Annotated in this window: 12 protein-coding genes; 11 read left to right on the top strand and 1 reads right to left on the bottom strand. The window is 64.1% G+C overall.

All coding sequences use genetic code 11. The features are described from left to right. Positions 1-7: 7 nt before the first annotated feature. A complete protein-coding gene (locus tag BN3001_RS05175) occupies positions 8-1,411 on the top strand; it encodes a GAF domain-containing sensor histidine kinase (protein WP_235815048.1) in 1,404 nt (467 codons plus the stop codon). A gap of 78 nt (positions 1,412-1,489) precedes the next feature. Then, positions 1,490-2,218 (top strand): LytR/AlgR family response regulator transcription factor, encoded by a 729-nt coding sequence (locus BN3001_RS05170; RefSeq protein ID WP_058270744.1) that lies wholly within the window; start codon positions 1,490-1,492, stop codon positions 2,216-2,218. Here BN3001_RS05170 and BN3001_RS05165 read toward each other — a convergent pair. Next, a complete protein-coding gene (locus BN3001_RS05165; RefSeq protein ID WP_082630007.1) occupies positions 2,215-3,741 on the bottom strand; it encodes an APC family permease in 1,527 nt (508 codons plus the stop codon). The two genes, BN3001_RS05170 and BN3001_RS05165, sit on opposite strands and share 4 nt — an antisense overlap. A gap of 292 nt (positions 3,742-4,033) precedes the next feature. On the opposite strand from BN3001_RS05165, the gene BN3001_RS05160 reads away from it, so the two are divergent. The 9 genes from BN3001_RS05160 (at position 4,034) to atpD (ending at position 13,807) form a co-directional block, all read left to right on the top strand. Beyond that, positions 4,034-5,515 carry an APC family permease gene (locus BN3001_RS05160; RefSeq protein ID WP_058270743.1) on the top strand — a complete coding sequence of 494 codons (1,482 nt, stop codon included), beginning with the start codon at positions 4,034-4,036 and terminating at the stop codon, positions 5,513-5,515. A 99-nt stretch (positions 5,516-5,614) separates the two neighbouring features. Then, complete coding sequence (locus BN3001_RS05155; protein WP_058270742.1) at positions 5,615-6,892, top strand: metal-dependent hydrolase family protein; 1,278 nt, start codon at positions 5,615-5,617, stop codon at positions 6,890-6,892. Positions 6,893-7,551: 659 nt separating this feature from the next. Next, positions 7,552-8,349 (top strand): F0F1 ATP synthase subunit A, encoded by a 798-nt coding sequence (gene atpB / locus BN3001_RS05150; protein ID WP_058270741.1) that lies wholly within the window; start codon positions 7,552-7,554, stop codon positions 8,347-8,349. A gap of 103 nt (positions 8,350-8,452) precedes the next feature. Beyond that, complete coding sequence (atpE, locus tag BN3001_RS05145) at positions 8,453-8,647, top strand: ATP synthase F0 subunit C (protein WP_058270740.1); 195 nt, start codon at positions 8,453-8,455, stop codon at positions 8,645-8,647. Positions 8,648-8,687: 40 nt separating this feature from the next. Further along, positions 8,688-9,293: a F0F1 ATP synthase subunit B gene (gene atpF / locus BN3001_RS05140; protein WP_058270739.1), complete on the top strand. Its 606-nt coding sequence runs from the start codon at positions 8,688-8,690 to the stop codon at positions 9,291-9,293. Beyond that, positions 9,283-9,753, top strand: a complete 471-nt coding sequence (locus BN3001_RS05135) for a F0F1 ATP synthase subunit delta (protein WP_058270738.1) — start codon at positions 9,283-9,285, stop codon at positions 9,751-9,753. The genes atpF and BN3001_RS05135 overlap by 11 nt, the downstream gene beginning before the upstream one ends. After that, positions 9,753-11,411: a F0F1 ATP synthase subunit alpha gene (gene atpA, locus BN3001_RS05130; protein ID WP_058270737.1), complete on the top strand. Its 1,659-nt coding sequence runs from the start codon at positions 9,753-9,755 to the stop codon at positions 11,409-11,411. The genes BN3001_RS05135 and atpA overlap by 1 nt, the downstream gene beginning before the upstream one ends. Before the next feature lie 6 nt (positions 11,412-11,417). Continuing rightward, positions 11,418-12,332, top strand: coding sequence for an ATP synthase F1 subunit gamma (gene atpG / locus BN3001_RS05125; protein WP_058270736.1), 915 nt, complete (start codon positions 11,418-11,420; stop codon positions 12,330-12,332). Continuing rightward, complete coding sequence (atpD, locus tag BN3001_RS05120) at positions 12,332-13,807, top strand: F0F1 ATP synthase subunit beta (protein ID WP_058270735.1); 1,476 nt, start codon at positions 12,332-12,334, stop codon at positions 13,805-13,807. Before atpG ends, atpD begins: the two co-directional genes overlap by 1 nt. Positions 13,808-13,809 lie beyond the last annotated feature (2 nt).

Raw genomic sequence — 13,809 nt, 5'->3', positions numbered from 1 at the left:
CGCTTGCGTGGCAAGCGCCGGATGGGGAGTCCTTGTGGATTTTGGGTGGTGGTCGGCACAGAAGAACCAGACGCGCTGGGCGCACGTCATGCGCCGCTGGGTCGGCGGGGCGCTGGTGCTCTGCTCCGTCGTCCTGCTCATCCTGCTCATTGAGTTCTTCGTGGGAGAGCCCGACCCCGCGCCCGCCGTCATCATAGTCTCCGCGATCGTGCCGCTCTGCTTCTTCTACGCATACGTTCTCGTCATGCCGGACGACCTCACGCTCACGGCGACGGACCGCACCCTTCAGATTGCCTCGCACCTCTTGGCCTATGCGCAGCATGGCCTTACCCCCGAGATGGCCCAAGGCATCTGCGAGACGATCCTGCCGGAGACCTTCGCCTCGGCCATCTGCATAACGGACGGCCGACAGATGCTGGCGAGCGCCGGCAAGAACGCTGACCACTATCCGCTGGGAAGTCCGGTGAGCGAGGCCACCACCAGGGCGCTCGAGAGCGGCAGCGCCAGCATCTTTCAGCGGGACGACCTGCCCCCCTCAGACGTCTTTCCGCTGAGGGCGGGCATCGTCGTGCCGCTCTCGGTCCACACGCACGTGGTGGGCACCATCGAGCTGTACTACACGCGCGTCAACCAGATAGACCAGCGTCAGATTGCGCTCAGCACGGGCTTTGGCGAGCTTCTCTCGTCCCAGCTCGTCTCCTTCGAGCTCGAGCAGCAGGCCAAGCGCTCGATGCGCATGGAGCTCAGCGCCCTGCAGTCGCAAGTCGATCCCCACTTCCTCTTCAACACCATCAGCGCCATCGTGTCGATAGTGCGCGTTTCACCCGACCGCGCCCGCTCCCTGCTCATAGACTTCTCCAACTACTATCGACAGACCCTGGGAGACTCCGACGAGCTGGTGAAGGTGAGCCAGGAGGTGGAGCAGGGGGCACGCTACATAAACCTCATGCAGGCACGGTATGGGGCCGAGCGTCTGAAGGTCTCCATGCACATCGACGACGCGACGCGCGACCTGCTCGTGCCCCCCTTCATCGTTCAGCCCATCCTGGAAAACTCCGTCAAGCACGGCATGCGCGAGGAGGAGCCCCTGCACGTCGTCGTGACGAGCAAGGTGCAGGAAGACAGGCTGACCATCTGCGTGGAGGACGACGGCATCGGCATGTCCGAGGACGTCCGCGCCTCGCTCTTTGACCCGGAGCGCCGCCCGGAGGGCGGTGAGGTGGGGCAGCACCATCAGGGCTGCGGACTTGCCCTGTGCAACGTCCTTGCCAGGGTCAGGCTGTCCTACGGGGCGGATTCCGGCATAGAGGTGGAGTCGCAGGAGGGCCGGGGCACGCGCGTGACCATTTTTCTTGTCGGAAGCCCCACCCCATCCGAGGGGACGGCACGCCCTCTTGGGCAGGCCTCCTGAGTGCGTCTGCGCGCGCTGCGCTAGGATGGCTGCTGGACGCACATGACCCTGGTCCGATTTTGCAATCAGAGGTGACGCATGGCAGGCTGGAACATTCTCATCGTGGACGACGAGCCCCCCATCCGGGAGGAGCTGCGCTGGCTGCTCTCCCAGGACGGACGGGTGGATCAGATATACGAGGCCGGAGGGGTGACTCGCGCCGTCGAGCTGATCATGGCGGGCGGCGTGGACGTGGTGTTCCTCGACATATCGATGCCCGGACCCAGCGGCGTGAGGCTCGCGGAGTTTCTGCGTGACTTCAAGTCGCCGCCGGTCGTCGTGTTCGTTACCGCGTACGCCGAGCACGCCGCCCACGCCTTTGACCTCAACGCCGCCGATTACGTGCTCAAGCCTGTCGAGGCGTCCCGCCTTGAGCAGGCCCTCTCCAAGGTTGAGAGCGTCATCAGGCAGCGCGACAGCGAGTCGTCGGGGCGTGACTTGCGCATCGCCGTCGAGGGGGACGGAAGCAGGATGTTCTTGCTCGCGCGAGAGATCACCTACGTCGAAGCGTGCGGCGACAATGCGGACGTCCATGCGCGCGGCAGGCTCTATCTGGCCAAGACCTCGCTGAGCTCCCTCGAGGAATCCCTCGCCGAGGAAGGTTTTTTGCGAGTCCACAAGAGCTTCGTCGTCAATCTGGCGCGCGTCGAGGACGTGAGGGCCTTGGGCCAGGGGCTGATGGAGCTCACGTTGACGGGCGAGGATCGTGTCATACCAGTCTCTCGCCGCCGGGCCTCCCAGCTAAAGGCGGCACTGAGCATAGGCTAGCGAGGTCCCTGGAAGCCGGGGTTCTTCCTGTCGTCCCCTGGGCGAAGGGGCGGCGGGGGAGACGTCCTCCCGCCCGCATTCGCGGGGCGCGTCAGCATCCGGTGCGCCCCGCGTATTGCCAGGCCCAGAATGACCCACGCAACCATGACGAGCCACTCGCCGGCGCTGGGACCCTGGGGGCTCATGGGCAGGAACATGAACGCCGTGATCACGCAGCCCGAGAGACAGGCCCAGATGATGGCGGGACGTCCGCCGGGGACGCGATAGGGGCGCGGAAGGTCGGGCTCGGTCCTGCGCAGCCGGAGGCAGGAGAGGGACAGTATCGTCGATGCCAGCACGATGGCCCGTGCCGACACGTTGGTGATCGCCACGAGCGTGTTGGGGCCAAGGAGGGGCCCCGCGAGGGTCAGGACCGTCATGACGATGCAGGCGATGCGCGGGACCCCATGCTCCTCGTCAAGGGTTCCCAGGCACGACGGGAGCTGATCCTTGCGTGCCATGGCAAGGATCAGGCGCGTGGAGGCGCCAAAGAAGGCGTTCATGGGCCCCAGGGTTCCCAGGGTTGCTATCACCAGGATGACGGCATACAGCAGAACGTCGATGCTCTCCAGGGCGGCCAGGGCGGGGGTGGGAGACTTCACGAAGTCGACCCATGGCAGGATGGTCCCAAAGGAGTAGATGCAGACGACGTAGAATCCTCCCGACGCGATGAGCGTAAGCGGAATGATCTTGCCGAACGTGCTCCAGTTAAGCCCCTCGGAGGCCTCCTCGGCCTGCTGGGGGATGGTGTCGAAGCCCGCGAAGAAGAACGGCGTCATGACCAGGACGGCGAGGATGCCGCCCAGGAGGCTGGTGGCCTCGGTGTCGCCCCCGGCGGTGTTGGAGACCTGCGAGAACACGGGCATGGCGTTGCTGGATGACCCGGTGGCGAGCGCCACGACCATGGTCAGTGCCATGCCCGCGAGCAGGACCTTGGCAAGCGAGACGGACAATCGCGCGGAGCTGCCAGACCCCAGAAAGTTGAGCCGCACGACCAAAAGCGACAGACCCACCGCGATGACCGTCGGCCAGAGGTAGACGTCGGCGCCCAGGATCGTGTAGAGCCTGACGGACGTGAGCCATGCCAGGTTGGGCATGTGCGAGAAGTGCTCCGTCAGCAGGGTCGATATCGCGATGGCCTCCCAAGGACAGATGATGCAGTTGCTCAGGGTCAGCATCCATCCCGTAAAAAACGACAGGGTTGGGCCAAAGCTCCTGTCCACGTACTCCACAATGCCGCCCGAGATGGGTATCGCGGCCGTGAGCTCGCCAAACACCGCCCCTACGGGGACGAGCAGCACCATGGCAATCAGAAAGGCGATGATGGCCGGCATGGGGCCGCCGCCCACCACCATCCAGTTGCCTACGAGAAGAACCCAGCCGGTTCCGATGATGGCCCCGAAGCCCATGGTAAAGAAGTTCCAGAGCGAGAGGCTCTTGCGCATGCCCTGCCCCATCGCCCCGTCCCGCCTGTCGTCATCCATGCCGCCTCCCCTTGGCGCGTCACCCGCCACTGCGAACATGAGGCGGCCCTCGCATAGGGTATCTCAGACGCGAATGATGCGGGACGCAGGGAAAAGTTAGTTAAATATAACTTAAGGTTTTCTGTCACTCACCGTCCGTTGCTCGGGACTTTGTGCCCGATGGTCTTGCGAGACACGGCGCCTGTGGGCCTGCGACGCGCGCCCGGAAAAAAACTTCTTACTCTCTCCTACGTGCGCACGCCGCACAAGGGGCCTGCGCAACGTCGGCTCACTTACGGATAGGGAGGGATGTATGTCAGAAAAGGAGATAACACCCGCCGGTGCCGGTGGTATGAAGAAGGAGCTGACGCTCTTCAACTTCTTTACCATCGGGTTCGGGGCCATCATCGGAACCGGCTGGGTTCTTCTCGTGGGCAACTGGATGGTGATGGGAGGAGGTCCGTTTCCGGCGATAATCGCCTTCGTGCTCGGCGCCATCTTCCTGGTTCCCATCGGTTGCGTCTTTGGCGAGCTCACGGCCGCGATACCCATCTCGGGCGGCATCATCGAGTATGTCGACCGCACGTATGGGCGCAAGCTCGGCTTCCTGACGGGTTGGATGCTCCTGCTCGGCAACGCGCCCCTGTGCCCCTGGGAGGCCATCGCGATATCAACCCTGCTCACGGACCGCTTTGCCAAGTTCCCCGCCCTTAACTGGCTCACGTCGGTCAAGCTCTACACGATCCTGGGAGCCGACGTCTACCTCTGGCCGACGGTCATCGCCCTGGGCTTTGCGGTGCTGGTGATCTTCCTTAACTTCAAGGGCGCCGGAGCGGCCGCCAAGCTGTCAGGCTTCCTGACCAAGGCCCTGCTCGCGGGCATGATCCTTGCCATGATCATCTCGTTCATGACGGGCTCCCCGGACAACGCCATGCCCGTGTTCTCGCAGGTCTCCAACACCGCCGGGGGCGACACCGAGGCCACCAGCCTCCTGGGCGGCATCCTCGCCGTCCTGGTCATGACGCCGTTCTTCTATGCGGGCTTCGACACCATCCCCCAGCAGGCCGAGGAGGCCTCCGAGGGGCTCGACTGGAAGAAGTTCGGCATCATTCCCGCGCTCGCCCTGCTTGCCGCCGGCGGCTTCTACGTCATCTGCATCTACGCCTTCGGCTCCATCATCGACTGGCACGAGTTCGTCGTTCCCGCCGTCCCCGCCCTCGCGGTGCTCGAGCGCATAAACGTGTTCTTCTACGTCGCGATGCTCATCATCGCCACGCTCGGACCCCTGGGACCCATGAACGCCTTCTTTGGGGCGTCGAGCCGCCTCATGCTCGCCCTGGGGCGCAAGAGGATGCTGCCTGAGGCCTTCGCCGAGATCGACTCCGCCACGGGCGCGCCCAAGACCGCCAACATCGTTCTTGCGGGCCTCACGCTCGTCGGCCCCTTCCTCGGGCGCAACATGCTGGTCCCCCTGACCAACGTCGCCTCGCTCGGCTTCATCTTCGCCTGCACGATGGCCGCCTTCGCCTGCCTCAGGCTGCGCAAGACCGAGCCCGAGCTCCCCAGGCCCTACAAGGTCAACGGCGGCATCGCCGGCATCTGCGCCGCGATCCTCGCAGGCCTCATCATCATCGGCCTGATGGTTCTGCCCTTCAGCCCCGCCGCCCTCAACAGCATCGAGTGGACGATCACCGTCGCGTGGGTCGCCGTGGGCTTCCTCATCTTCTTCGCCTTTGGCGGAGCAAGGGCGCTGGTTCAGGCACAGGACCAGGAGCTGGCCGAGGCGGAGGACTAGGACCGTCGAGGGCACGCATGGGCACCACCGTCCCCTTGGGGGCGTAAGCACCAGACACTGTCAGCACGCACGTCTAGAACGCACGAATTGGAGGAAGAAATGGGCAAGTACGCATTTGTAGGTGGAAAGCTCGTGGACGGCACCGGTGCCGCCCCGGTCAACGACTCCCTCGTCCTGGTCGATGACACGAAGATCACCTACGCCGGCCCCCGCACGGAGCTTCCCGAGGGCTACGAGGTTCGCGACATCTCCGGCAAGACCATCATGCCGGGCCTGATCGACACGCACCTGCACTTCTCCGGCAACCTGACCGACGACGACAACGACTGGGTCATCGAGAGCGTGGCCCAGAAGCAGGCCGAGGCCGTCAAGCAGTCATACCAGTGCCTCATGCACGGTCTCACGACCGTGTGCGAGATCGGTCGTAACGGCATCGCCATCCGCGACCTGATTAACATGGGCGAGTTCCGCGGGCCTCGCATCTTTGCGACGGGCCTGGGCTTCTGCCGCACGGCGGGCCATGGCGACTCCCACAAGCTTCCGCCCGAGATCTCCAAGAACAGCCACCCCTGGGGCGACCAGGTGGATGGTCCCTGGGCGCTGCGTCACGCCGTCCGCCTTCGCCTGCGCGAGAACCCCGACGCCATCAAGATCTGGGCTACCGGCGGCGGTATCTGGCGCTGGGACTCCGGTCGCAAGCAGCTCATGAGCACCGAGGAGATCAAGGCCGTCGCCGACGAGTGCAAGGAGACGGGCATCCCTCTGTGGTCCCACTCCTACAACTCGGTGTCCGCCGCCTACGACTCCGTGCGCTTCGGCTGCGAGCAGATGATTCACGGCTTCGAGCTTGACGAGAAGACCATGGACCTCATGGCCGAGCAGGGGACCTTCTTCACGCCCACGATCGGCTTCCTGCCCATCTGGTACGCCACGTATCCGCCCGAGTACTCGCCCGTCCTCGACCAGTTCGAGGGCGACACGGTCACCGAGAAGGAGCTCCAGCGCACCTACGCAAACCTGCGCAAGGCAAACGAGATGGGCGTCACCATCACCACCGGCTCCGACTGCTTCGCCAACGCCACCCCCTACGGCTACGTCACCATCGACGAGATGTACGACTTCGTTGACAAGGCGGGCATCTCCATCATGGACACCATCAAGGCTGCCACCATCAACGGCGCGAAGATGGTCCACAAGGAGCAGGAGTTCGGCTCGCTCGAGGAGGGCAAGCTCGCAGACCTCATCGTCGTCAACGGCGACGTCGCGAGCAACATCCATGATCTCACCGTGGACAACATGGAGCTCATCATGAAGGAGGGCGACATCGCCCGCCAGAAGGTCGACGGGTACGACATCTACTCCCCGCTGGCCGAGTAAGCAGACCCCCATCCCCCCTGCGGGCCCCGCCGTCTGGCGGGGCCCGCGCCCCCCGAATTCCTAAAGGACCCGCGTCTGACCGCCACGGGCGCACGCCCTTCCAGGTCGCCGGGACGAGGCCCTGACGTTGCGCCCCGCCCAGCAGGATCGATGCTCCTGACTCCCTTCAGCAGGGAGCCATGCGTTCCGCGGAAGGGCACAAGCCGCCAAACTTGGCTAACATGAATAATGCGTGCGCTTCGGGAGACGAGTTCATGGGGGGTGCGTGTTGTCTTTGTGTTTTGTCGCAGGTGGTGCCCTGTTTGGCGTTTTGTGTGCCCTACCTGTGATTTTCGTACTTAGACGAGTGATTCTGGCGAGGCGCGCGGGCGGGATCGGTGTTCTTCTCGCCATGACCCTCGCCTTGTTCCTCCTGATGCAAACAGGTGTGTACCTGGTGTTTCTCTGGCAGAGGGCAGGGGTTGTCCCTTTTGGCGTCGCGACGGCCGTCTCGAATTTGCTAGCTTTTCTTTTTGTAAGCGCTACCATTTGCGATGAAGACGCATAGGGGATTCGTGTGCGCCCGCGGGGGTGGCAGCCGTATGATGCTAAGGGCAACAGTGGACTGCGCCCGCCGGTACGCATGAGCTACTGACGGCGTTAGAGGGAGATGATTTCTAGTGAACCCGCTTGACAAGCTCTCAGGCGAAATGGAAGAGCTGCTCGACGGCTTCATGACTCAGACGGTCGTCGGAGACACCACCGTCGGCCTGACCAACTACATCTTTTGGATGTGCGTCGCGCTGGCGCTGCTTGTCATCACCGTGTTCCTGTTCAAGAAGATGCAGGCAAAGAGCCTCGTCCCACAGGGAATCTTCGTGAACGGCATGGAGCTTGTCGTCGAGTTCGTTCGTGATGATTTGTGCGAGTCCATCCTGGGAGAGACGTGGAAGAAGCACTTTCCCTTTCTGGCGGCGCTCTTCTTCTTCATTGTCAGCAACAGCATCGTGGGCGTCATTCCCGGCTGCCATCCTGGCACGGGCACCATCGGCGTGACCGCGGCGCTCGCGCTCTGCTCCTTCGCCTACTTCGTCGTCCTGGGATGCAGGCGCATGGGGGTCGCAGGCTACATCAAGAGCCTCGCGCCCAAGGGCGTCGCCTTTCCCATGAACCTGCTGGTGTGGGTGATCGAGCTCGTCTCCACCTTCTTGCGCCTCGTCACCCTGGCCGTGCGACTCTTCTGCAACATGTTCGCCGGCCATGTCGTCATGGGAACCTTCGCCATCCTGGCCACCCTCTTCGTCGAGCCCCTCCTTCAGGAGTTCTCGCTGGTCGCGCTTGGCTATGTCGGGGCCTCGGCGTTCTGGGTCGTGCTGCTCATCATCATCTACCTGGTGGAAATTCTTGTCGGCGTCATTCAGGCATATGTCTTCACATTGCTCTCCGCCGTCTATATACAAATCGTCGAAAACGAGTAGTATTTGTCGGCCACATCTTAGCCAACCGCGGGGCCACGCCCGCCGTTTGCATAGCAAGTCATGGAACTCGCCCCATTCCGGGACGAATGACAGAGGAGGAACCGTGGGAGTTATCGGTTATGGTCTTGGTGTTATTGGTGCCAGCGTCGGTATCGGCATGGCGGCATTCGGTGCCACCACGTCTATGGCACGCCAGCCCGAGGTCCAGGGTCGCCTGTTTACGACCTTCATCCTCGCCTCGGCCTTCGTTGAGGCCCTGGCGCTCATCGGCTTCGTCGTCACGCTGATCGCCAAGTAGAGGCGTCGCGTACGGCAAGCGCCACAGTTGGAGGAATGTAATGAACGGAAACATGAAGGAGTCCGGCGCGAGGGTCGGCGTCGCCGTTGCCGCGGCCGTCGTGGCATCGGCGACGCCCAGCATCGCCCTTGCTGAGATCAGCGGTGCCGACATCCTGCTTCCGAAGGCAGCGGAGTTCGTCCCCGCGCTTATCGCGTTCATCGTCATCTGGTTCGTCCTTGCCAAGCTCGCCTGGCCGTCGATTCTCGACATGATGGAGAAGCGTCAGGCAAAGATCGCCGGCGACCTCGACGCCGCCGAGAAGGCCAAGGTCCAGGCGACCGAGGCGGCCAAGAGCTACGAGGCTCAGATCGCCAAGGCCCGCCGCGAGGCCGAGAGGATCGTCTCCCAGGCAAAGAAGGAGGTCGAGGAGGAGCGTTCTCGCGTTCTCGCCGAGGCCCACCGCGAGGCCACCGAGATCGTCTCCAAGTCTCACAACGCCGTCGAGTCCGAGCGCAAGAAGGCGATGATCGAGCTCTCCGGCCAGGTCGTCGACCTTTCGGTCGAGATCGCCAGCAAGGTGATCGGCGACAACTTGAGCGAGGACCAGCAGCGCAGACTTGCGGAGAAGTACCTCATGGAAGTGAGCGCCCCCCATGGCAACTAAGCTGAGTGACGAGGCCAAGGTCGAGGCGTACGTCCGCGCGCTCATCGAGGCGGGCCGCAGCGAGGGCAGGGCTAATGCCGACCTCGTCCAGTGGCTGCACGCCTGCAAGTTCTCCCCCGAGGTCCTCGAGACGCTGAGCACCATGGGTCGCGAGCACGACCTTGCCCTCGTCAAGGAGTTCTCCAAGAGGTACAAGGAGATCCTCGACTCGGAGGACGAGACCGTCTCGGTCACCGTCACCACGGCGGTCCCCATGGACGACGCGCTTCGCGCGAAGATCTGCGCCAAGGCGGAGGCAGACCTCAAGGCCCCCGTATACCTTGTCGAGCGTGTCGATCCCTCCATTTTGGGCGGCATCGTGATGGAGGTTCGTGGAAAGCGCTATGATGCCTCGGTTCGCGCCCAGCTTTCCAACATTCGCAAGACCCTCTCTTCGGCCTACGTCGGAAGTGGTAAGTAATGACAGACATGATCAGCTCCGCGGAAATCATGGACACGCTGCGCAAGCAGCTCGCCCAGATTAATGCGACGGTCGACAACCAGGAGGCGTCCGTCGTCTCCGAGGTGGGAGACGGCATCGCCCACGTCTCGGGGCTCAAGTCGGCCATGGCCGGCGAGCTTCTGGAGTTCACGAGCGCCCGCACGGGCCACAGCGTCTTCGGCCTTGCTCAGAACCTCGACACGGACGAGGTCGGCGCCGTCCTCTTCGGCGACGTCGATTCCATTCGCGAGGGTGACGAGTGCCGCACGACGGGACGCGTCATGGACATCCCCGTCGGTCGCGCGATGCTCGGCCGCGTGGTGAGCCCCCTGGGCCATCCCATCGACGGCCTGGGCCCCATCGACACCTCGCATCACCGCCCCATCGAGTTCAAGGCACCTGGCATCATGGAGCGCCAGCCCGTCTGCGAGCCCGTGCAGACCGGCCTGCTTGCCGTCGACGCCATGGTCCCCATCGGGCGCGGCCAGCGTGAGCTCATCATCGGAGACCGCAAGACTGGCAAGACGGCCATCGCGATCGACGCCATCGTCAACCAGCGCGACGAGGACATGATCTGCATCTATGTGGCCATCGGCCAGAAGGCCTCCACGGTCGCCGCGATCAGGGAGACCCTGTCGCGTCAGGGCGTGCTCGACAAGACCATCATCGTCGCCGCCACGGCCGCCGACTCCGCGCCCCTCCAGTACATCGCCCCCATGGCGGGCGCCGCGATCGGCGAGTTCTTCATGTACAACGACGTCGAGGGCAATCCCGCCGACGCCGAGCATCCCGGCGGGCACGTTCTCGTCGTGTATGACGACCTCTCCAAGCAGGCCGTCGCCTATCGCCAGATGTCCCTCACGCTGCATCGCCCGCCCGGGCGCGAGGCCTACCCCGGCGACATCTTCTACCTGCATTCCCGCCTTCTCGAGCGTGCCTGCAAGATGTCCGAGGAAAACGGCGGCGGCTCGCTCACCGCGCTGCCCATCATCGAGACCCAGGAGGGCGACGTCTCGGCGTACATCCCCACCAACGTCATCTCGATCACGGATGGCCAGATCTACCTGCAGTCCAACCTCTTCTTCCAGGGCCAGCGCCCCGCGGTCGACGTGGGCATCTCGGTGTCCCGCGTCGGTGGCGCCGCGCAGCTTGCGAGCATGAAGCAGGTCGCGGGCACGCTCCGTCTCGACCTCGCCTCCTATCGCGAGAAGCAGGCCTTCGCGCAGTTCGGCAGCGACCTTGACGCCACCACGCAGTACCAGCTCAACCATGGCGCCCATATGATGGAGCTGCTCAAGCAGGGACGCTACGAGGCGCTCAGCGTGTCAAGCCAGGTCATCTCGATCTTTGCCGGCAAGGAGGACTTCCTCGACGACATCGACATCGAGCACGTGACCCTGTTCCGCGACGGCCTTGCGAAGTACATGGACGAGAGGCATCCTCAGCTTTGCGCCCGTCTCCGCGCGGGCAAGATCGACGACGCCACCGCCGACGAGCTCAGGACTCACATCGGCAACTTCAAGAAGCAGTTCCTGGAGGAGTTCCCCAACAAGGCAAAGGCCCAGGACGTCTCCGTTGAGGCAGAGGACGCGCCCAGCCTGGTCGAAGCCCAGGATTCGCACCTGGCACAGGAGTAGCGAACGATGGCGAACCTTCGCGAGATATCAAGACGCATGAGCTCCGTCAGGAGCACCATGCAGATCACGCGCACGATGGAGATGATCTCCACCGCACGCATTCAGAAGGCCCTGGGACGTGCGGAGGAGGCCGGTCCCTACAAGGACGCCATCACCAACATGCTCGCAAACGTCGCCGGCGCGGGAAGCGACGGCGCCCACCCCCTGCTCATGCCCCATGCCACCGAGAGGCACGTCCTCCTCATCGTCGTGGCGTCTGACAGGGGGCTGGCCGGAGGCTTCAACATCCTGCAGCAGCGTGCGGCAGAGAGCGAGATGCACGCCCTCAATGCGCGGGGGATACGCACCTCCATCATCACCTGCGGTCGCAAGCCAACCGAGTACTTCACCTATCGCAAGATAAAGCCGGCGCTCTCGTTCGTCGGCAGCTCGTCCGAGCCCACCATCGACCAGGCGGACCGCATCGCGTCGTACGTGATGGACGGCTATGTCGCGGGAAAGATCGATCGCGTCGTGCTGATGTACTGGCACGCGAAAAATCGTGTCGATCAGGTGCAGGTGAGCGAGCAGCTCCTTCCCATCCGCAAGGAGAAGCTCATGATGCCCAACCAACCTCGCACGTCCGAGGCGATGTCGGAGGTCAAGCACGAGCTCTTTCCCAACTACTCCTTCGAGCCTTCGGCCACCGAGGTCCTGGGCTACCTGATGCCGGCTTACTTCAGGACGGTCATCTATCACGCGCTTCTCGACTCGGCCGCGGCGGAGCACGGTGCGCGCCGCAGGGCCATGCAATCGGCGACTGACAACGCGAAGGAGGTGCTGTCCACCTTGGGCCGCACCTACAATCGCGAGCGCCAGGGCGCCATCACCACCGAGCTCAACGAGATCATCGGCGGCGCTTCCGCATTGGAGGACAAGTAATGGCAGAAACCACAGGTCAGGAACGGACCCTCCTCGAGGAGGCCGCCTACAACCAGATGAACAGGAGCGTGGGCACGGGCAAGATCGTCCGCATCGTCGGCCCCGTCGTCGACGTCCAGTTTGACGGCAACGTCCCCTCGATCTACACGGCCCTCACCGTCGACGACCACACGCCGGTGGGCAGGGTCTCCACGGTGCTTGAGGTTGCCTCGCAGCTCGCGGGCGGCGTCGTCCGCACGGTGGCCATGTCGTCGACCGACGGCCTTCAGAGGGGGCTCAAGGTCAAGGACACCGGACATCCCATGATGATGCCCGTCGGGCCCTCCACCCTGGGTCGCGTCTGGAACGTCATGGGCCAGCCCGTCGACGGCAAGCCCGTCCCGGACGACGTGCAGTACTATCCCATCCATCACCCCGCCCCCGCCTTCGAGGACCTCACCACCACGACGGAGGTCTTCGAGACGGGCATCAAGGCCATCGACCTCCTCGAGCCGTACGTCCGCGGCGGCAAGACCGGTCTCTTCGGCGGCGCGGGCGTGGGCAAGACCGTGCTCATCCAGGAGCTCATCAACAACCTCGCCCAGGAGCACGGCGGCACGTCCGTCTTCACGGGCGTCGGCGAGCGCACCCGCGAAGGCACCGACCTCTACCTGGAGATGACCGAATCCGGCGTCATCAACAAGACCTGCCTGGTCTACGGCCAGATGAACGAGCCGCCTGGAGCCCGTCTGCGCGTCGGCCTGGCCGGCCTCACCACGGCTGAGTTCTTCCGCGACCAGGGCCAGGACGTCCTGCTCTTCATCGACAACATCTTCCGTTTCTCGCAGGCCGGCTCTGAGGTCTCCGCCCTGTTGGGGCGCATGCCCTCCGCCGTTGGCTATCAGCCCACGCTTGCCACCGAGATGGGCGACCTGCAGGAGCGCATCGCCTCCACCAAGGAGGGGTCCATCACCTCCGTCCAGGCCGTCTACGTCCCCGCCGACGACCTGACCGACCCGGCGCCGGCCACCACCTTCACGCACCTCGACGCCCAGACGGTCCTGTCGCGCTCCATCACGGAGCTTGGAATCTACCCCGCGGTTGACCCCCTTGCCAGCTCCAGCTCGGCGCTCGACCCCTCCATCGTGGGCGAGGAGCACTACCGGGTCGCCATGGCCGTCCAGGAGACGCTCCAGGAGTATTCCGACCTCCAGGACATCATCTCCATCCTGGGCATGGACGAGCTCTCCGAGGAGCAGCAGCTGGTGGTCTCGCGCGCCCGCAAGATCCAGCAGTTCCTCTCGCAGAGCTTCCACGTCGCCGAGAAGTTCACGGGCAACCCCGGCGTGTACTGCACCGTCAAGGACACGGTCCGCTCGTTTGCCGCCATCGTCGACGGCCAGTGCGACGACATCCCCGAGCAGGCGTTTCGCTATGCGGGGACGATCGACGACGTGCGTGCCAAGCTATGCGCGACCGACGCTCCCGCAAAGTAGGG

It is taken from the genome of Olsenella massiliensis (genome assembly GCF_001457795.1).
Taxonomy (GTDB): Bacteria; Actinomycetota; Coriobacteriia; order Coriobacteriales; family Atopobiaceae; genus Olsenella_F; species Olsenella_F massiliensis.
This window is presented reverse-complemented; position numbering and strand designations above follow the sequence as displayed.

What these genes read in the sequence shown, in the direction of transcription:
- BN3001_RS05170 (WP_058270744.1), top strand. Translation starts at nt 1,490, where the DNA reads ATGGCAGGCTGGAACATTCTCATCGTGGACGACGAGCCCCCCATCCGG.
- BN3001_RS05165 (WP_082630007.1), bottom strand. Translation starts at nt 3,741, where the DNA reads ATGGATGACGACAGGCGGGACGGGGCGATGGGGCAGGGCATGCGCAAG.
- atpF (WP_058270739.1), top strand. Translation starts at nt 8,688, where the DNA reads ATGAACGGAAACATGAAGGAGTCCGGCGCGAGGGTCGGCGTCGCCGTT.
- atpG (WP_058270736.1), top strand. Translation starts at nt 11,418, where the DNA reads ATGGCGAACCTTCGCGAGATATCAAGACGCATGAGCTCCGTCAGGAGC.
- atpA (WP_058270737.1), top strand. Translation starts at nt 9,753, where the DNA reads ATGACAGACATGATCAGCTCCGCGGAAATCATGGACACGCTGCGCAAG.
- BN3001_RS05135 (WP_058270738.1), top strand. Translation starts at nt 9,283, where the DNA reads ATGGCAACTAAGCTGAGTGACGAGGCCAAGGTCGAGGCGTACGTCCGC.
- BN3001_RS05155 (WP_058270742.1), top strand. Translation starts at nt 5,615, where the DNA reads ATGGGCAAGTACGCATTTGTAGGTGGAAAGCTCGTGGACGGCACCGGT.
- BN3001_RS05160 (WP_058270743.1), top strand. Translation starts at nt 4,034, where the DNA reads ATGTCAGAAAAGGAGATAACACCCGCCGGTGCCGGTGGTATGAAGAAG.
- atpD (WP_058270735.1), top strand. Translation starts at nt 12,332, where the DNA reads ATGGCAGAAACCACAGGTCAGGAACGGACCCTCCTCGAGGAGGCCGCC.